The sequence below is a fragment of the Parabacteroides caecihominis genome (assembly GCF_023656785.1).
In the GTDB taxonomy this organism is placed as follows: domain Bacteria; phylum Bacteroidota; class Bacteroidia; order Bacteroidales; family Tannerellaceae; genus Parabacteroides; species Parabacteroides segnis.
Genome location: NZ_JAMOKS010000018.1, coordinates 89,871 through 108,687 on the forward strand (window position 1 = coordinate 89,871; position 18,817 = coordinate 108,687).

General features: G+C 37.8%; 28 protein-coding genes and 1 tRNA gene. 4 read left to right on the forward strand and 25 right to left on the reverse strand.

Features of this window, described 5'->3' with window-relative positions:
- Positions 1-4: 4 nt before the first annotated feature.
- The 4 genes from NBH14_RS16260 to NBH14_RS16275 are packed head-to-tail and all read right to left on the reverse strand — an operon-like array spanning position 5 to position 2,740.
- Entirely contained in the window at positions 5-433 is a 429-nt protein-coding gene (locus tag NBH14_RS16260; RefSeq protein WP_186959997.1) for a hypothetical protein, read from the reverse strand.
- On the reverse strand, positions 430-945 hold the full coding sequence (locus tag NBH14_RS16265) for a hypothetical protein (protein ID WP_186959996.1): 516 nt from the start codon (positions 943-945) through the stop codon (positions 430-432). The genes NBH14_RS16260 and NBH14_RS16265 overlap by 4 nt, the downstream gene beginning before the upstream one ends.
- Complete coding sequence (locus NBH14_RS16270) at positions 945-2,243, reverse strand: phage terminase large subunit (RefSeq protein WP_186959995.1); 1,299 nt, start codon at positions 2,241-2,243, stop codon at positions 945-947. Before NBH14_RS16270 ends, NBH14_RS16265 begins: the two co-directional genes overlap by 1 nt.
- Positions 2,240-2,740 (reverse strand): DNA-packaging protein, encoded by a 501-nt coding sequence (locus tag NBH14_RS16275; protein ID WP_186959994.1) that lies wholly within the window; start codon positions 2,738-2,740, stop codon positions 2,240-2,242. The genes NBH14_RS16270 and NBH14_RS16275 overlap by 4 nt, the downstream gene beginning before the upstream one ends.
- A gap of 157 nt (positions 2,741-2,897) precedes the next feature.
- Here NBH14_RS16275 and NBH14_RS16280 point away from each other — a divergent pair, with 157 nt between their 5' ends.
- Positions 2,898-3,704: an AbiH family protein gene (locus NBH14_RS16280; RefSeq protein ID WP_186959993.1), complete on the forward strand. Its 807-nt coding sequence runs from the start codon at positions 2,898-2,900 to the stop codon at positions 3,702-3,704.
- A gap of 312 nt (positions 3,705-4,016) precedes the next feature.
- Here the strand turns inward: NBH14_RS16280 and NBH14_RS16285 are convergent, their stop codons facing one another.
- From NBH14_RS16285 to NBH14_RS16295, 3 genes are all read right to left on the reverse strand, one after another.
- Entirely contained in the window at positions 4,017-4,694 is a 678-nt protein-coding gene (locus NBH14_RS16285) for an FRG domain-containing protein (protein WP_186959992.1), read from the reverse strand.
- A gap of 123 nt (positions 4,695-4,817) precedes the next feature.
- Complete coding sequence (locus NBH14_RS16290; RefSeq protein ID WP_186959991.1) at positions 4,818-5,258, reverse strand: hypothetical protein; 441 nt, start codon at positions 5,256-5,258, stop codon at positions 4,818-4,820.
- A gap of 220 nt (positions 5,259-5,478) precedes the next feature.
- Entirely contained in the window at positions 5,479-5,778 is a 300-nt protein-coding gene (locus NBH14_RS16295) for an acetyltransferase (RefSeq protein ID WP_186959990.1), read from the reverse strand.
- 38 nt (positions 5,779-5,816) lie between these two features.
- Here NBH14_RS16295 and NBH14_RS16300 point away from each other — a divergent pair.
- Positions 5,817-5,891 (forward strand) — tRNA-Val (locus NBH14_RS16300).
- Between the two features lie 322 nt (positions 5,892-6,213).
- Here the strand turns inward: NBH14_RS16300 and NBH14_RS16305 are convergent.
- From NBH14_RS16305 to NBH14_RS28695, 18 genes are all read right to left on the reverse strand, one after another.
- Positions 6,214-6,513, reverse strand: a complete 300-nt coding sequence (locus tag NBH14_RS16305; protein WP_186959989.1) for a DUF551 domain-containing protein — start codon at positions 6,511-6,513, stop codon at positions 6,214-6,216.
- Positions 6,479-6,835, reverse strand: a complete 357-nt coding sequence (locus NBH14_RS16310; protein ID WP_186959988.1) for a putative quorum-sensing-regulated virulence factor — start codon at positions 6,833-6,835, stop codon at positions 6,479-6,481. Before NBH14_RS16310 ends, NBH14_RS16305 begins: the two co-directional genes overlap by 35 nt.
- Before the next feature lie 13 nt (positions 6,836-6,848).
- Positions 6,849-8,132 carry a PcfJ domain-containing protein gene (locus tag NBH14_RS16315; RefSeq protein ID WP_186959987.1) on the reverse strand — a complete coding sequence of 428 codons (1,284 nt, stop codon included), beginning with the start codon at positions 8,130-8,132 and terminating at the stop codon, positions 6,849-6,851.
- Between the two features lie 3 nt (positions 8,133-8,135).
- Positions 8,136-8,513 (reverse strand): PcfK-like family protein, encoded by a 378-nt coding sequence (locus tag NBH14_RS16320; RefSeq protein WP_186959986.1) that lies wholly within the window; start codon positions 8,511-8,513, stop codon positions 8,136-8,138.
- 22 nt (positions 8,514-8,535) lie between these two features.
- Complete coding sequence (locus NBH14_RS16325) at positions 8,536-9,183, reverse strand: P-loop NTPase family protein (protein ID WP_250817651.1); 648 nt, start codon at positions 9,181-9,183, stop codon at positions 8,536-8,538.
- Positions 9,119-9,829, reverse strand: coding sequence for a hypothetical protein (locus NBH14_RS16330; RefSeq protein WP_186959985.1), 711 nt, complete (start codon positions 9,827-9,829; stop codon positions 9,119-9,121). The genes NBH14_RS16325 and NBH14_RS16330 overlap by 65 nt, the downstream gene beginning before the upstream one ends.
- Entirely contained in the window at positions 9,826-10,179 is a 354-nt protein-coding gene (locus NBH14_RS16335; protein ID WP_186959984.1) for a VRR-NUC domain-containing protein, read from the reverse strand. Before NBH14_RS16335 ends, NBH14_RS16330 begins: the two co-directional genes overlap by 4 nt.
- Positions 10,176-12,986, reverse strand: a complete 2,811-nt coding sequence (locus NBH14_RS16340; RefSeq protein WP_186959983.1) for an SNF2-related protein — start codon at positions 12,984-12,986, stop codon at positions 10,176-10,178. The genes NBH14_RS16335 and NBH14_RS16340 overlap by 4 nt, the downstream gene beginning before the upstream one ends.
- Entirely contained in the window at positions 12,980-13,642 is a 663-nt protein-coding gene (locus tag NBH14_RS16345) for a hypothetical protein (protein ID WP_186959982.1), read from the reverse strand. The genes NBH14_RS16340 and NBH14_RS16345 overlap by 7 nt, the downstream gene beginning before the upstream one ends.
- A 4-nt stretch (positions 13,643-13,646) precedes the next feature.
- Positions 13,647-13,838, reverse strand: coding sequence for a hypothetical protein (locus tag NBH14_RS16350; RefSeq protein ID WP_028729675.1), 192 nt, complete (start codon positions 13,836-13,838; stop codon positions 13,647-13,649).
- A gap of 1 nt (position 13,839) precedes the next feature.
- The gene (locus tag NBH14_RS16355; protein ID WP_186959981.1) at positions 13,840-14,265 is read right to left on the reverse strand and encodes a NinB/YbcN family protein; all 426 of its coding nucleotides are present in this window, start codon (positions 14,263-14,265) and stop codon (positions 13,840-13,842) included.
- Positions 14,262-15,062: an HNH endonuclease gene (locus NBH14_RS16360; protein ID WP_186959980.1), complete on the reverse strand. Its 801-nt coding sequence runs from the start codon at positions 15,060-15,062 to the stop codon at positions 14,262-14,264. The genes NBH14_RS16355 and NBH14_RS16360 overlap by 4 nt, the downstream gene beginning before the upstream one ends.
- Positions 15,031-15,981 carry an ATP-binding protein gene (locus tag NBH14_RS16365; RefSeq protein ID WP_186959979.1) on the reverse strand — a complete coding sequence of 317 codons (951 nt, stop codon included), beginning with the start codon at positions 15,979-15,981 and terminating at the stop codon, positions 15,031-15,033. Before NBH14_RS16365 ends, NBH14_RS16360 begins: the two co-directional genes overlap by 32 nt.
- Before the next feature lie 194 nt (positions 15,982-16,175).
- Complete coding sequence (locus tag NBH14_RS16370) at positions 16,176-16,457, reverse strand: helix-turn-helix domain-containing protein (protein WP_186959978.1); 282 nt, start codon at positions 16,455-16,457, stop codon at positions 16,176-16,178.
- Positions 16,454-16,798 (reverse strand): helix-turn-helix transcriptional regulator, encoded by a 345-nt coding sequence (locus NBH14_RS16375; protein ID WP_186959977.1) that lies wholly within the window; start codon positions 16,796-16,798, stop codon positions 16,454-16,456. Before NBH14_RS16375 ends, NBH14_RS16370 begins: the two co-directional genes overlap by 4 nt.
- The gene (locus tag NBH14_RS16380) at positions 16,795-17,049 is read right to left on the reverse strand and encodes a hypothetical protein (RefSeq protein ID WP_186959976.1); all 255 of its coding nucleotides are present in this window, start codon (positions 17,047-17,049) and stop codon (positions 16,795-16,797) included. Before NBH14_RS16380 ends, NBH14_RS16375 begins: the two co-directional genes overlap by 4 nt.
- 372 nt (positions 17,050-17,421) lie before the next feature.
- Positions 17,422-17,721, reverse strand: a complete 300-nt coding sequence (locus NBH14_RS16385; protein WP_046145070.1) for a hypothetical protein — start codon at positions 17,719-17,721, stop codon at positions 17,422-17,424.
- A 13-nt stretch (positions 17,722-17,734) separates the two neighbouring features.
- Entirely contained in the window at positions 17,735-17,869 is a 135-nt protein-coding gene (locus NBH14_RS28695) for a hypothetical protein (RefSeq protein ID WP_255419288.1), read from the reverse strand.
- 192 nt (positions 17,870-18,061) lie between these two features.
- Between NBH14_RS28695 and NBH14_RS16390 the strand changes: the two genes are divergently transcribed.
- Both NBH14_RS16390 and NBH14_RS16395 read left to right on the forward strand, forming a co-directional pair.
- On the forward strand, positions 18,062-18,379 hold the full coding sequence (locus NBH14_RS16390) for a helix-turn-helix domain-containing protein (protein WP_186959975.1): 318 nt from the start codon (positions 18,062-18,064) through the stop codon (positions 18,377-18,379).
- Between the two features lie 8 nt (positions 18,380-18,387).
- Entirely contained in the window at positions 18,388-18,765 is a 378-nt protein-coding gene (locus NBH14_RS16395; RefSeq protein ID WP_186959974.1) for a hypothetical protein, read from the forward strand.
- Positions 18,766-18,817 lie beyond the last annotated feature (52 nt).

Genomic DNA, 18,817 nt, shown 5'->3' on the forward strand with positions numbered 1-18,817 from the left:
TCTTTCATAGATTACGTTCACATATTCCGGTTATCTCTTTCAATGTCACTTCAAAGACAATGCCTGATGTCACTGCATTGAGTTTATTATATGCAACCTGGTATTTCATCACTCCACCCAAAGGTTCAAAGTATCCCGTTTCGTTCAACTTCACAATAAATCTCATGGCTAATGATTTCATCCGATCAACAACACTGTCATTGTCCTGACCGTTACCATTCAACTCGACTTTATCTAAGAATGCCAGTATCCCGTTCTGGTTGTCACGGATATTTCCATTCTTAAAGTCCAGTTCCCCGGAAGCAGGAAGAACATACACGACGGCCGGAAGTGGTGTCCTGTCAATCTCCACATTAGTCAGGGTCCAATCCTCAAAAACGAACGGTACTCCTAGTGATTCTGCAATCTGTTTCAATTTATCCTGTACTGTCATTTCTGTTTACTTATTATTTGGTTCAACCTCCTTTGATACATTCCGTTGTCATAGTCGATCTTCATCATTGCATATATCCGTCTCTCCGGCAAATCAAATACTGCTTCATGAGAAATAGACAAACGTTGAGCAATCCGATCGACAACGCCAAAAACACCGTGATCGATCCCATAGAACCCTGCTTTTACTTCTTCCGCCGTCGGATTATATTTGAATGTTTTTTCGTCACGGATTGTCATACGTTCCAGTTCCTGATAAACAGACAGACCATAGTTGTAGACAGAAATAAAAGGCTTACTCATCACCTCCTTCTCATCTAGTCCTAACAATACTTTTTGAGGAATAAACAGAAGGTCATACCTTGTATTCATGGAGGATAAGTCAATACGTTGGCCGTATGTCAGTTCTGGTATTTTCGCCGGAATAAATACAGTCTCCAGCTGATCCCAAAAGTCAATACCTTTTAGCATCAGAATCACATCTTCAATAGTAGTCTTACTCGTTATCTTCATTACCAGTTATATGTTGAGTTACCCGTACGCGGGGCAACAAGTCTATACATTCCCATTATCAGCATATCTAAATAGTCCGGAGACCGCTTAGTAATGCCTTTCATTGCTTCCTTGCTGATGATATCCTTTTTCCGGGTATCCTTATCTACATTCGCCGCGATCAACAGCTGTAGTTCTTCAGCAATGTGTTCCGCCTGATCCGGTCGGCAAATGATCTGCAACTGCCGTTTGTTTATCATTTCGGCCAACTTGTATGCACATTCGGCTTTCAGGTTCGCATATTTATTATTGAATGCAGATGCACCATTCTTAAATTCTTTGATCCCGTTTAGATAGCTCTCCAAATAACTTCCTAAACCATCACTGTCTGCCACCGTCTGGGACCTGCCGACACCACGCGTAACCATGAGCTTTCGCAAATCTGTTTCAATCTCCCGACCAGATGATTTGTCTTTATCAATCTCGATTGAAACCCGTAAGCCTTCCCAGTAACCCGCGACAAAGTGATCTCGCCCTTTCATTGCCAGGTCGGCACTTATAGCCTTCCCTCCGATCAATGTACCGGTATTGGTAAAGCAATCCATCACGGCATCGTAATCAACCAAAGAGTTCGGATCACTGTCATACTCCCATTTTCCCAGATAAAGACGTTGATACGTTACTTTATCTTCTGTCTGACGAAGGGTATCAACATAGTCTTCTGTGACAAACGGGTTATCTTGTACTAATGCCGGTATGAATGCATACGGTACTTTGAGCTTACCGGCTTTACTGGGCTGATAAAATCTCTTGTACAGCCAGTTCTTTTTGGGATTACAGGTTATCAGTATTTTCGACGGGATATTATAGAGATCATTCAAGTGTCGACCTGTACGAGTTTTCAGCATCTCGAAAGCTAGACCGTTGATCTCTCCGGCTTCCTCTATCCATCCCCCGGTAAACTCTTTCGATCCTAACCGTTCATACATTGGGTCTTTATATGGATAATAAGTCAAATCCAGATAAACGATCTCCGAACCATTGTCGAACTTGATTCCGTCGTTTGTGACACGGTAACCGGTAAACCCGTGATATTGTGCAACCTTACCAAACGTTACCGATACTGAAGCCTGTGAGTCCTTTAAATTGTTACGACCAACAAACCAGCGTGTACCAGGCAAATGAAAGGCACATTGCATCAACCATTCACACCCTAACCAAGATTTTCCACCACCTCCCGCACCGCCGTACAGGATGAATTTATGTTCACTATCCGCTAGATAGTTGTAGGCAAGCCGCTGTTTTAAATTTACTTTCATTCATCTGCTTGCTTTATTAACTGTTCAACATTCGGGGTTACCGGAAGAAAGTTGAAACCGGTAAACTGTAACTTATTACCACCTGTCGTCACATCTACTTTATCAACCTCTCCCAACATACGAGATATAATGTTTGCATTGAAAGCCCCCACAATAGCACCTTCACGTTGTTGAACCTCTATGATTTGTTTTATCTGGGAAATGACCGTAGAAAAATCTTCATGCTTACTAGTATCAAACTGTCTGAAATATGCCTCACTGCATCCAAGATAACAGCACAACCCCGTCATGGTATAAGGACGTTGTGTCGGCACATCGATACATTTCCCTGTCTTCTTTCCACTTTTGATAGCTTCCTTTTTATACCAGGGGTTTTCATCACACCAATCAAAATATTCACATGCTGCAGACCATAAGAGCTCAGGAGAAGAGAAAAGGGTATCTCTTCCATGTTTACTCCTCAATTTCCAAAACTGATTATTCTTCGATGCAGCCATATCTAATATTCTTATAAAGACAAATATAAGAATAATTTATCATATTGTATATTTAATATCCGATATGACACATATGTCAAAAAACAATCTAGCATTTATTAGATAATATAAATTACTTCGTATATTTGTAATAGATAACCATAGAGCATTAAATTCAATGAATAAAACTTTACTTATCATTGGCAATGGATTTGATTTAAATCTAGGTCTAAAAACAGGATACTGTGACTTTATAAAAAGCGACTACTTCAAAAAGGAAGTTAATAACAACAATCAATTATGTAAATATCTACTTAATCAGCAAGAACTATATAATTGGATTGATATCGAAAATGAATTAAAAAAATATTCTACAAAAACAGATTCTCAGCCCAAACAAGTAAAACAAGATTTCAAAAACCTTAGTGCTTCCTTAATTGATTATCTTTCAAGTTTACCATATGATAAAATCAATAAAGAATCAATCGCATACCAAATTATTAATGACCTATGCAAAATGGATATTGTAATTATAGATTTTAACTATACTCCTACAACAAAGATTTTATATCCAGAAAAAGAGATAATAAAAGTTCATGGTTCCATAGAAAATAAAAATATTATATTTGGAGTAGAAGATAAGGCTAACATAAAAAAAGAACATATTTTCTTAAAAAAATCCTATAATATAAATTTTACGCCAATAGATATTTCTAACTATTTAGAAATATCAGACAGCATAATATTTTTTGGACATTCTTTAGGAGAAACTGATCATACTTATTTTAGAGATTTCTTTTTTTATACAAACAAATCCAACAATACTTCACAGAAAGAGGTATATATATCCTATCATGGTAACGACAGCTACGATAACATAATGATGCAAATAGATACTATGTCCAACCAAAAGCTATATGAATTCAAGAAATGCTATAATGTAAGATTCATTAATACAGTAAATGAAAAATATGATCATTTATAAAACCATCAGTAGCACCCTACAATCAATGCTTTTCAACAGTAACGCCCAGCGCCACATTCTTCAAGGCTTTTCCGGATCAGACGTTTGTTCTTATCATCATGGATACGATAGTTATTTGGATCAATCTTTATATTACTCATACATAAAGATTTATATAAAGACAAATATAAGGGAAAAAAATATCATACCATATCATTTATATACGATATGATATTTTGCACATATATTTGATATTTTCAATCATTCAAAATACTAAAATACCCGTATTTAGTATTTATACTATATATGTTTTTGATAATCTCACATAGTTCATTACTCATAAGGGGAATATCTATCTTTATGAATATCCACTATTTCAGAACACAAGCTATCTAATGATGGATATATAAAAGAACGTGTAAACCCTATTTTTTTCAATTTTGTCTGAATTGTTTTTTTACAATGCGCCGGAATTATATATCTGTATACAATTTTCGACAAGTCCTCTACATGAGGTTGAGAATATATCGTAAATAATCCATTCTGATTTCTATATCTTATATTCATTAATTTAGGTATTACTATCAAATTTTCATTAACATTGAATGGATCCCAACCTTTTTCATATTGAGAAATAGCTTTACTTGGAAATGCGTGATAAATACAACCGTCTTTATCAAAATTAGAACAAGATGCAAAATATAGAGCTACTAAAGGATTATATGTCCAATCCAAAAGTCGAGTTGGTAAACCATGATGCTGGGCTAAAAAAAGAATATCAAAATCACATTGAAGCCTTATATCCGTAAATAGCGGATATTTACGCTTAAAATCTTCAAAGATTTCATATTCAAAATGAGGTATGATATCCTCTTTTTTACTAAAAAGCCTTCCAATAGAAGGAATAAGTTTATATTCGATCGAAGAATGCCCTCTAAAAAAATCAATATCAGGAAATACGTTCAATTTATCCAACAGATCTTCTACGCTTGTTATTACAATATCAACCATAACATTAATTATTACTTCTTTTCCACATATCTAGCAATACGATAGAACGATATATACACATTGAAAATTACAGCCTAGTTTTTATACTATTTATATTCCATCTTATATAAAATTCACTTTAATTTACCCCTTCAGATTTTTTTTATTCTGCCCTCCTGCTAATATAACTATTATCATCGCAAAAAGAGCGAGTATACTTAGAAGAAAAGTTTTAAATTTAAAATCTTTCTCATTTCTATCCTTTTGTACCTCTTTAATATCATCACTGATCTTACTTATTAGATTTATAACAGCTAAACGTTCTTCTGGTGAAATTTGACCATCTGCAACAATAGAACTGAGTTGATCTGCCAGTCTCCCCATAGATTCCATATAAATCTTATGATTCTTTTCTTCACTCTCAATTTGAGTTCGAATACAATTGGCAAATTCGGTTATAAAGCTATTCGTCATTGGAATTAGTTTTTCCAATTGCTCTTTATCCAAACTTCTCTCTTTCAAGAGTTCCCATAATTGATATGCTTTTTCTTTATCTGAACCTTCTAATTTAACCTTTTCCCTCATGATATTTGTATTTATTTGCAAATATAAAACTTTATATTGTCTTTCTGCAACCTTGTAAATCATAAAATGTAACAATCCTCAAACTTTAACATGTAAACATTCCATTGATTCTAATATTCATTATTCTTGTGATTTAAAGCTAAAGGAGTTCCATCTTGTACCGATTCCAAATTATTCCTAATAGAAACCGTTAATCCGGAATCAATAAATTGTTTTTTATTCATTTTTGCAATGCCTTCAGCTTTTGATCTACCAAATGGCCCACATCCCAAACGTTCACAGGTTGAACCTGTAAATTATCCGCGATTTGCCTAGCAACTTCCTCCGTAACAGGATTGATTGCATAGATTGCACTGGCTGAAAGGAAGCAGGTAAAACTGGACTGTTTACTAGTCGTCGGAACATCTACCCGAAGGAAATTATTTCCTGCAATGTTTTGTTCACTACATTTGCCTGCTATCCGGTTATGTCCGAATAATTCGACAATACACCATAAATTGAAATTCTCATTTGTTTCCATATCTACTATTTTATAACTTTTATTATATTTGCGAAACTGAACCGTTAGCTCAGCTGGTTTAGAGCGCTGCCTTGACAGGGCAGAGGTCGCCGGTTCGAATCCGGCACGGTTCACTTTTTAAATATTATTTGTATAAGTCACCAACATTATATACTACATGAAATATTTTTGTAAAGAAGATAATTCAACCAAAGGATTAGAACATTACTCTGCTGACATTCAAAAAATTAAACGAGAACACAACGCTAATCGGAACTCAAAACAGTCACAAAAGTTCTCTTATATCAACATAGCTATTGCAATAGTAACACTTATTGTTTCCGTGATAGCATTAATCCTTCAATAAATACATTTATGTTCTTTTTAATATCGACTTAATACTTAATTTTCAAAGCCTACATGTTTACTCACCTTATAAATGAGGCGAGCAAACGTTTAGCCTTCTTCGCAGTCCGGTATAGGCATCCAGTGGGTTATGGCTAATCTTTCTTCATTAACGTTTGCCCCCGTTTCCCATTCGTCCAAAGTTGAGAGGGAACAAATAAGGAACCCATAAGTTCCTTTAGTAAGAACTTTAGTGTTAGCTTCCGGCAATCTATCCTTCGCGCTTATCCAGGGAGATTGTTTGGTTCCGTCTATAAAACCTTTCGCATATACCTGTCGAAGATATACTTCGATTACGGCTGGTTGGTTTATCCGGTTAGCCAATTGGCTTGCTATATCTTTTAGCTTCATCTTTTTTATCTCCTAATTGCCTGATTTCTTCTTTTAAAGCATCCATGTTATCTTCAATGTATGCCTGGACTTCTGCATTACATTTCTCATTGTTGTATAGCCATATCAGATATGTAGCCGGAACATTTGCCATTTTCTCACCCTTATATTTTCCCCAGGGCATAAGGGAATTATCTTCAAGTCTCATATTTATTTCTATTGCTAGTATGTATAATTTTAAACCGTCTTCCCTATCGAAAGTGCAAATCAAATGAGTTTTGTTATTCAATCTTTTTTGAATATAGCTGTCAATATTTCTACCAAAAACAGGAACATATCTCATAACTATTACAAATTTACGCCGTCAGCTTACGACGGATTTGGTTCATATTCTTTTTTACAAGCGCAATTATTCGATCGTGGTACTCTGTATTTTTGTTACACACTCCCCGAGATTGAACTATCTCCATCTCTTTAAGCGATATCTCTATTGTCTCAATACGCTCATTTCCTACACGGGCAGAAAGTATAAGAGAATCGTCTTTCAAAAAGTATTTTGCACTGTACACGCAATGATGCATGATCGCACCTTCCGCTAAAAAGTCCTGGACACTTCGTAATACAGAAACCTTGATCAAATTATCAGAAAACTCAATATCGAAAAATTTAGCTTTTAACTCTTGATATTTTTTTTCATATTCAGCCGCCTCACGTCTCTGCTCTTCTAATCTCTTTTTGGCCTGTAAAACACGAACTTTTTTCTCTACTCTATCATGGGCCTCTCTAAGATTAGTAGGACAAACATATCTTGCATTAAGAATATCCAGCCCTAGAGTGCTCAACATATTTATATAATCCGTCCACATAGAAGCATCTTTTATAATATATCCATTTCGCAAGCAGATCCGAATTGATGGCCAACAAGACACAGCCCCCCGTTGGCCTAAAAAACGCAACATATCATATTGTTTTGCCTTTAATAGGGTTTCAGCCTTACTATTTGAAAGTAATAGAGTAAAGATGGTTAATGGAGTAATACCATGAAAATAACCTTTAAATCCATTCCGGGCGATGTTAGGAATGTACCGTCGACCCGGATAAATGAATTTTGCAAATATATCATACTTCTGCCGGTTGTGTGAAGGACTCCGAATCTCCATCGGAGAACTCCAATCCCACAGGTCAATATAGAAGAAGCTCATTTTTGTTGAACGATACACCAATACTTCTTTTCCTTCGGGTGATATCCAATTCTGTATAGCCTCATTAACCTCATAGGTTGTAGGATATCCAACTCTACAAAATTTTCGTGCGACATAATGCCGAAGAACTTGAAAGCCTCTACAAGTAGTGATCACCGTATAATATTCATTTATACTCTCCTTTTTCTTTCGGCTACTTGAAACTTTTAGTTTTGTTCCACAATGAGGGCAAATAACCTCTGTCAAGACTAATATTAAATGTCCTTCAGGCGGTTGCCATGTATGACCGCATTCTGTACACCAAACTGTCTTTTTACATAAATACCCCGTATGTTCAAAACAATGCTCAACAGCCCACCGACGTTGCTTCTCTGTTATCACCGGAAGTTTCACTCTTAACTCATCAACCAGCTTCTGCAATTTTGTTTTCGGTTTCATAGCTTAATCAAATAAAGATAATTGTAACTTACTTTCTTCTCTCTTAGCTTTCGCACTCTTAACAGGCGGTTGATTAAATACCGACAACTGAACTGGTTCTTTCTTTGGCTTATCAACCTGGCGAGTGTTAGAAACTCTGTGTCCTCCAGAAACATTTATTTTAATATTCTCTTCATCGTAATAGTGTATAGCTAAGCCGAACACTTCATCATCAGTCATTACCACTTCATTACCGCGCTTACGGGCTTCTCCTAAAATATAGCGGCAACATTCATCAATGTTCTTCTTTGGATTAGTAAACTTCGGAGCGAATAATGTGTCCTCTGCTGCCCGCTGTTTCAAATAATCAGCGATTACTTCATTAAAGCTTTTTGTTCTCATAGGATATTATTTTTTAGTTTAGTTATCTTCTACTTTCTCCGTTCAACTCAATCAGGTTGAACATTTCACCACGTCGATCACGGATATAATCACCGTATTTACGTTCTACATCATTTGGATAAAGGTTTGTTGTTACATAGGTTTTTAATCCATACTGTTGCCAATAGCTGTACCGAATGTGAAATATATGCTGCATCACATTCAACTCATTCCCGAAATATTTTGCCGGGATCGGTTCACGGCCGAACTCGTCGAAACACATATCAACCGGGCCCAATGAAGACCATCCGGCATTATCCAAATACCGACTCAAATCTCCGTGCATTGCATATTCTGTCGTAATCCGGCTACACACATACACTCGGAACCCTCTTTGTAAAATTTGCATGAACCTGCTGAAAATATACATCAGCGTAGATTTCCCGGTACCGACCGGACCGGCTAACCACAAACCTTTTTGGATATCGAGCGATCCCGGTTGTTTCAGGAAATACAGAAACAGGGAATACACGATCGCTCTGTTTCGCTCGTCGATTACGAATGTGCCTTTGGAATAGTGATCTGCTACCCGAAGAAACAATTTCTTATAGGCCGTTAGGTCAATCCTATTTTCCGGCGTATCCGTTACCGGACGCTGGATTGTTTGTCTTACTTCCTGTACTCCTTGCATCTCGTTTAATTTTTTCGTCTAAAATCCATTTGTTTGCTAAACTATCCCAGTCAGTAACCTGTACGCCGGTTCCTTTACGCCAGCCCTGGGAATTGTAGTGAGAGAAAAATAACCGTCCCTGGTTCTCCCAATCTGGCAATAAGCTGCCGGAAAAGAATTTTAATACATCGTCCAGTACTGGAGGAATAAATTCTTTCTTTGCCCTACTGGATTTCTTTTTCGGCTTTTCTTCCGGAAAAGGCAAATTGTTTTCATGGGGGATTATAGGGGGTATATTATTACTTGTTTTATTTAGTTTATTTATAGGGGTCTGATTAGGTATCAGGTTAGGTGTTAAGTTAGGTGTCAGGTTAGGTATTAAGTTAGGTGTCAAAATTTGATACCTAGTTTTATCTTTTTGACCTTTTCCACCGGAAATAAATTTAATTAAACCCGCCTGAGATAACCGGTTCCTGGCTGTTTTCATTGTATTTAATGACACTCCCACATTAGCAGATGTTTTATCATCTTTATGCGTCCAGTTATCCGCCCAGCCTAAACGATTTGCTGTTTTTACCAAGTAAAAATACAGTCTCGTTTCACAGCAGGAGAATTGCCATTGCTCATCCAATTCCCAAAACCGATTTATTAATTCAATATAATTCATCGCTCAATACCTAAATAGTTCTTGACCTCTTTCATAAACTCATTCAATGACCGGCAGACAACGTATTTATTGCCTGCCGCTTCCGCTACACGTTGCCAGTCCTTCTGCGAATCCTGCTGCGTACCTTTCTTATACTTCATCTCTATGCAAAGGCTACCGTGACCACCTTTAGGAAAAAGTAAAATAAGATCAGCAACACCAGCCCGGACACCCTGCCTTTTGAGATTGGCCGCTTCTATCTTGTTACGTCGGCCACCGTTCGGAACAGCGAAAAGAAGCAGTTTCATTTTTGGAAATTGTAGATTGAACCACTCTATACATGAAGATTGCAAACCTGCCTCACCTTTCATATTGCATTGCTGAATAATGCACCATCCAGACGACGATCGAACGGGGACGTGCTTGTTTCACTTTTCTTGATTCCTGATTTAGCAGACATTTTCAAAATCATTGCATCGACAGTTTTCTCCGGTACCTGATCATCTGTCCCGGTTACATCGTTTGCTATGTCTTTCTTTGTCTGAATAATATCCCATATCGATTCATCAATTGTATTTTTTCCAAGGAAGTAATAACAATTCACACTATTCTTTTGACCGATACGGTGCGCTCTATCTTCCGCCTGCTCGCAGTCGGCAAACGTCCACGGGAACTCAACAAAGGCAACACGGCTGCTAGCTGTCAATGTAAGACCTACCCCTGCCGATTTATAATTACAGATGATAAGGTTACATTTCGGATCATTCTGAAACCGATCAACGGCACCCTGTCGTTCCTGGCTGGTATTGTCTCCAACGATGGTAACTGCATTAGGGAATACTTTCTTTATCTCCTGTACAACCTCTTTAAGAAAGGCAAAAACAATCAACTTTTCACCGGAATCAATTATGTCCTGGATAAACTCTACGGCTGCCGATATTTTTCCTCTAGCTGCAATTTGTCGGAGTTTCTGCATTTGTACCATCACTTTACCACGTTCGGCCCGTCGTAACTTTTCATCATCAGCATTTTCATAAGCAGCCAGATAACTAAGCAGATCATGTTCTGCATCCTGATATTCTTTTCTGTTTGTGATATCCACATTCACGACCTGACGCATCTTATCCGGCAGCTGATCCAAAACCTTTGCTTTCTCCCTCCGGAAGAAACCGGTATTCCATAATCGCCAGTTTAGCATCTCCAAATTACTTGCCTGCCGTGGTCCCTGCATAAAGTTTGCTTCAAAACTCTTATATCCTCCGAAATCATCCAAACGATTCATAATCTTTAATTGCTGGATCAGGTCACCCGGACCATTGATCGAAGGTGTTCCAGTGAGCAGGAAACGATATTCCTTTCCCTGGCATAACTTGTAACAAATCTTTGATTGCTGTGTCTTACTTGACTTACACCGGTGGCTTTCATCAATGATTACACACTTAAACAAACTGGCTACCGGCTTTAACCTAATCGACCGGGTTACACCACCGGCAAAGTCTTCAACAAAAAACTTTTTCAATGATTCATAATTCGTAATGAAAACATCACAGCACCCCATTTCGTAATACCGGTGCCAGTTGTTTTTATTCCGATCATCAAGGATAATCGCATCTTTTCCAGTGAATTTCTTCCATTCCCGTTGCCAGTTGATCTTTAGACTGGCGGGACAGATCACCAATACCGGCCATGTTTTTGCTATAAAAGATGTACCGATAGCCTGCAGGGTATTATGAGTTACTACAAATTCATCTGTCAAATACAGTTCATCTGGAGCATCAACCTTGATACACCGACACTCTTCTTGCCTATCCAGTTCTATATTCTCTATATAACGTGAACAATAGTTTCCTCTCTGAATTTTGTATCGCTCAGCTTTACGCACTGTACTGAATGGATTAAACCGCGTAGTAATTATGACCTGATATTCGATAGATTTTCCTTCATTCGTGCGATCATATTCCCTTATATGAGCCAAGCCACCTAACGATTGAACCAACTCTACAATATTATCACATAATTTGCGACTCATTGAGTGATAGATCATTCGTACCCTTCCACTTGTGATAGACCCATCTGTATCCATCAGACCACGAAGTAACTCAATACGCTGTTCTATATCACCATGCAAGTATTCGTTAGGTATAAACTTATCTTCCGATTTGACATCAATATTCAAACGACGGATCTCGGCTAAAAAATGATTCACATGCTTACCATCCGAATTACATATACAGTATCTTGGACAAGTAGCAATATTATCGCCTCTTAATCGCATGTAATCAGGAAGAAGTTTTTTTATCTTTTGGTGAATGTCACTGTCAATATCAGGATTACTGAGACAAACAACACCATTGCATAAATTTCCATCACCAATCAAAGCGCCAAGGATATATGGATGCATTATGTAATTCTTATGCGGATACTTAACCGGATCACATACAGGAATTTCCCAGCGTAATATTGGCTTACGACCACTTGCTTTGCGGCTTGGTGAAATATTCCATCTAAGTCCATTTTTTAAAATATCCTCCGTACTCATCGTCTTCCATCCTTGATTACGTTTTCTCATATTCACATCCCTGACATTCCACAAATGCTCAAGACCTGCATAACATACAGCACCATCATTGAATGTAAACCGATATACATCTTTTACTCCATGATCGAATATACCGGTAACATGATAGACATTTCCATCCCGTCCAAATAGCTCATCTCCTGCCCTTAAATCCCCCATCTTCCGAAATCCCGATGGAGTGGCAATTAGCGCACTGTAAGGTTCCATTTTTCCTAAACCTGGTTGATCCCCAAAGAAACACCGCTTTTTCTGTAAAGCGTAGGCAATGCCTTGTTTCTGATATGGGAAAGGTTCTATCTTTAGCCCATGCGGTGAAAGTAATTCCGGCATCGGAGGAAGCGTATAGTGAACGTCCGGTCTTGAAGCCTGAGCTCCTTTTTGTACGCTTTTCTCATAGCCTTTTTTCACAGCCCAGTTAGCAAAAATGTCGACATAGGCCTTTTGAGTATATTTTCCAGGTGGATAGAAACTTTTAGGTATCACCCACATATTTAGTTTGCTGTCAAACTTCCGTCCAGGAATACGTTTAACAACATCTACCATTAGCGGATGATACTTAAATTGCAGGAAATAATTCTTTTCGTCTTCTTGGATTAACATGCTGCTGCTGTTGCAAGAGGTTGATTTTTCGGTTTACGTCCTCGCTTCGGTTTCTCAACTGTGATCGGAGTAACTACTCCGGTATCCGTATCTACCATTTTTCCGGCTTCAAACGGAGCGTCCGGTACTGCTTCAAAGTCTAGCGTCGTTTGAGTGATAGCAAATTTTTGATTGAACAAATATTCTTTTACTTCATAAATCACTGCCTGTACAGCCAGGTTCAATTCATTAATATAAGGATATTCAAATTCACTATCCGATGATTCCAACGCCTGAGCTGGAGAACTGAAATCAACTGAACCACCAATTTGAAGATACCGTTCACCCATCAAAATGACTGTATCGGTACTACTATCATTCTTTCCCATTTTGATACCGTAAACATCAGCATTCTTAAAATCATCGTCGTCACCGATCAGATTATCCATTCCAACAATCGCAGCTCGCTGACTTACTTTATCGGATTCTTTCATTTCTGTGAGAAGAATAAAATGAGGAATCAGTTTCTTGAAAGCATTTGTACAATCAATATGTGCCGGTATCTCAGACTTAACAACGATATCCTTGTCACCCTCCGGACGGAACTCCGTATAAGTTACTGTCAACTGACGACCATTCAAAACGGCCTTTTTAATTTTAGGTTCTCTTTCTTCCATACTATCAACGAATTAATGTGTTATACTTTTCCGGACATGTGGTCATTACTATTGCAGAACCAATCACTAACCGGGTTAATTTTTTCGCTTTCAACAACCTTTTTTCAGTGGCTTTTACTGATTTTACTAAAGTCTGTTTAGCGGTTTCACTCTCATGTTCATGGGCGAGATTCCCAATCTTAACCTGTTTTTCCATCTTAATACCTTATGTGTTCATACCTGTTTGTAAATGAGTTGAAATATTGATCGTCCGGAGACGGTAACCTTATACCGAATTCGCTAGCGGCATCCGCCTGTACTTTGTTGAGAAATACAGTCATTTCAGCCGTATTAAGTTTCGATGTAGTCCGGACGACAATTTCCTCATTGCCGTTAATAACCGCGATTCGCCGGAGGAACTTTTTACAGTAGTAATCATGAAAGTCTTGTTTCAGTGTTCCCGTTTCATCTTCCATACAAGTAAACCACAGCCACATAAGAGCATTCTGATCAACAGTGCGTTTCTTGACTTTCTTCTTTATTTCAAGCGTATATTCACCGTTGGCAACAAGATTAAAGAGAAGCTCGATCGGCTGACCTTGCCACTTGATTACTCCTTGTTCCTTGACAAATCGTGTTTTCATATTTCAGCAAAAATCTTTTTATCAGTGATTAGATCCCGGTTCACTTCCAAAAATTCAATAAACCTTTCACAATGCCGGGCTAATAGCCCCTGGCTTTGCTGATGATCGTATTTATAAAGTTCTGGGTATTGTACTCCGGTAATGAGTGGTGTCCGGCTTGTACCTCCTTTCAAATGATAAGCGGTGTATTCAAAAGAATCAATGTCTTTGACTAGTCCGGAAGAGATAAGGCAATAAGGATACACATGTCGTTGCCAACCTTCTGAGTACTTTCCAAACTCATACCGGGAAGTTGTCTTAATATCGTACACCCTATTACGGTTCAGTTCATCAATGTATCCGTACAACTCAACGGTCCCGTATTTTGTAGGAAGAACGGCTTTAACAAACAACTGACTAACTGATCCATGAAAGTATTCAGCAGCTTTACAACAGAAGTGATATGAAAATAAAAACGTTCTGTTGTTGTATGTCGCTGTAATTGTATCACTATTGATATCTTCCACTATCTGAGTTTTGACAGGCTTGTTGTGGATAAAGTAATCAACAATATCATTGAATGCTGTACCCTTATCCGCGGGTTCTGAATCGAACGGAACCCGGTTAATACTGTCGAGTAGAGACTGCTTCATTTCAGTCTCTATCTCTTCATACGTCTTTTTATATTCTTCTGTCTCCTTGTCTCGATTGAAAAAACTCTCAAACTCACGATCAACATGCAGATACTTTTCAAACTGATCTAAAAGAGACGGGTAGAATTTATACTTAGGCTGTTGCTGCGGCATCGGCTGATTCATATTTCTTAATTAATTTGTTCAACTTTAATCCCAGACTATTACATTTATCCCGGATCATCAGACCGGCTTTCAGTTTGCTATCCCAAATATGTTGTAGCTTTCCCATGTTTTCAGTGACACTGTTGGCGGTATCAGCATCAACAATCAACTCTACATTTTCCTTTACCACATCAATCAAAGCCTCATAATCATTACTGATATCTGCCTGCTTTTTCAAATAAGCCTGATAGCTATCGAATATACTTGATAAGAAAATGTTTTGTCCGGTAACATTGCCGGAAGCATCAATAATGATTGGTATCTTCTGCATGGGCGGGAGATTACATGTATTCTTTGCATAGAATTTCTCTGTAGGTGACCAGCTAATTGTACGCTCACTTCCAATCGCTTGCATGTAACCAACCAAATCGAGTTCTTTAATCAGGTCCCCAGCAGACGATCCGCCAATCTCCGGACGGACAATCCGGTTCTCTCCATCTTTCTCCTCCCGTTCATGAGCGACAAAAATTAAATGTTTACCCATCATTGAACATTGGGAAAGGAAATTGATAAACATTGTCTTACGAACTCCATAGCCTTTTAAAGAAAGGGAGCCGTCACGCTGGCCCATCTTGGGATCGTTTTTGATAATATAGGCAGACATAAAATCCAGCATCTTCCCGGCAGTATCAATAACGATTGTTTTAAATGGAGATAAATCTTCCTGCAATGCCTCAATCACCATGTCCCAATTTTTCACCTGTAACGTCGGACACTGAAAAGCGCCATTCACACGCTTTACACCTCCATCAAAATCCAATAATACCGGAGAAGGGGTAGACAAACCTAATGTTGACTTACCAAGACCTGGCTGTCCGTAGATCAGCGCTTTGATTGTTGTAGAAACTTCCAGTTCGGAAGGTTGTTTGAATAAACTCATAGCTTGAAAATTAATTTGTTAGTAATATTATTTAGTATTCTCTTTTTCCTTCAATTGTTTTTCCGTTACGACGACCGATATTCCAAATATACACGCCCAGAACAAGACATTTCCTGGTTCCCATTTATCTGCGTTACACACAAGAAATAAGCATCCGAAAGACAGGAAAAAGAATAGGAATGATAATAGTAGTTTCATCGTGATTTTCGATTTAGGTATTGTGTTATATCACTCTCTTTATACATTACCTTTGCCCCTATTCGGGTAGGAATCAGTTCACCACGTTTCTCCAAATTATTCATTGTCCGGTCTGTTACCCCTAACTTTTGAGCGGCTTCTTTCAATGTTATCAAACGGTCTTCAAATTGCCTGCGAACGTCCGACAATTCTTCGGAAACAACTTCTTTCAATATATCCTTAACTTTTGACCAGTATTCAAACTCGGGAATACCAGCCAGCATAACCATTTTATTCATAATATCTCCATGATTAATTCAGTTTCACCTTTTCTTCTTATTCTCCGGTTGCGCTTACCTACTTGATCCAAGTTTCCCAATGTCGAAAGAAAGAGGGATAGAAAAAAGATTGCTAACACTTGCCGGGCATCTTGCAGATTAAATTCAATCCCATATATCAACCGGAAGAATTCTTTTATCAATCCAATCTGGGTAGTTACACCCAGTTTAGCCATTGCCGACTTTATCTGATTTTTTTCTGTGTGTTCCGATACACAACGTTTATCGGCTGCCACTTTTACAACCTCATGTTCTGCCAGATAAAGTACTGCATCCGTTTCCGAAGCGGTTAACGGAATCATATTTGAGACAGTTTTCTTTTAAGTTCCTCCGCCATCTTTTTGCGTTGAGCAACTTTAGGTTTTAGATACGCGACAGCCTCACACAATACTTTGTATTCGGCATCATACCATTTCTCTTCATCAGGGCCTTTCTCATGTTTCATCATAGTATTAAATGTCTGGTGTGATACACCAGCTAGTTCACATATGGCCTTTTTATCTCCGTACTGTTTGTTTATACGGATAAATTCAATTGCTTCTTGTGTAGTCATAATTAATTTTATTATTGATTTGTGTGGTCAACCGGGAGTCGAACCCGGTAACAAGCCTGGCAGAAAAATGAATATATTGTCAAATAATTTTGTTTACTCCGCTACACTTGTGACCGCCTGCTCTAGGTTGGTGTTCTCTCCTTCATATCGCAGACTCATTTAGTGGGTTATTTACTCGTAACCAGCGTGCCTACACGCCTTAACGGTTACATATCATATCTCGTAGTACGTCAAAGATCGTTTTCAATGTGGACGGTGCCGGTATCGAACCAGCCTCTTTACATCGTGCGCACTCTGTAATGTTTCATCCCAGATTACTGACCGCCCGTGTGCCGGGACTCTCACCCGGCTGAACCTTATTTTAGTCAATCATTAGCCTGCTTCACAGCGGTTTTCTACTTTGGTAAATTTGTTTCCTATCAGTGTATATCCGATGCGAAAAGCTTCATCAACAACAAAGGCATACAATCCAGCAAACTTCTTCGTGTTTATTGCCAATGTTTCAGTTGAATAGAATTTGTCTGAATAGACAACCTCATAATCCCGATCGGCACGTTGTACATGGACTGAAAAATATTTCTGGTTAGTGAATATTGCAATCGTAACTTCCGTTCCGAAACATTCACATTGTACCACTTGTACCATCTTTAAAATATCTCTTAATTCATTCATGGCTACCTCCTTCCTACACCCAGAAATCAATGATGTACTGAACAGCCTCTACTTTGCTATCAACGTTATACTCTCTGCATGCTTCTTCTTCTGTCATGCTTACTAAAGTTTCAATTTCCGCTTTCATTAGTTCAATCTTGTTACTCATATCGTTTACTTTTTTATCAAATTGACTATATCAGGTTATTTACTTTTCTTATATTTGCTATTTACTTTGTATTGTGATTATTGTTTGTTGTTAATCACATCGCAAATATAACTCATTTGAATTAACAATAAAAGCATTTGAAGATAATATCTATATCATTTGCTTTAATTAACTTTTAATATTAAATTCAATATGATAGATAGAATAAAACAAATTATAAGTCATTACAACATGAGTGTCAACTCATTTGCTCAAAAAATAGGAGCTAACCAAGTCACCATTAATCAGCAAATGAATGGTGATAGAAAAATAAGTCTTGACACAATATTGAAAATAATAAATTCATTTGATCTAATATCAACAGACTGGCTTCTTACAGGTAAAGGCGATATGTTGCGTAAAGAAAGTTCTTCATCTAATTCAAGTGATGATTTACTTGTAACCAATCGTAACTTATCTGAGACTGTAAAGAGCCTTTCTCGTACCATAGAGAATTTAACCAATAAATAAAAGATCGCATGATTACTCCAGAAGAAAAAGATAAAGTAGTTGCCTACATTATGTCTATGGATCACATCAGTTCATCTATATTTTACAAATCCGTAAAAGGACTTAATGTAACAGAAAATGAGTTTTACATGATCCTTGAACAACTTGACAGAATGGGCCTCATTAAACAATTCGGAGGGTATTCTGTAACCAAAAGAGCCGAACTTGATGATTTTGTCCGTAGAGGCGGATTCGTCGGTCAAGAAGAGCTCTTTAAAGCCAACATAGAAAAGCTAAATGCTGAGCTTCTTGTACTTTCCAAAGAGCTTGAGGAACCATACGCCAAAAGGATTAAAATGCTTCTTGACATTTCTGTCGCTATCTCTACACTCTTCGGTATTAAATGAGTGAGGATTTAGGAAAGATACTATTTTATGAACAGGATTTTCATACATACAC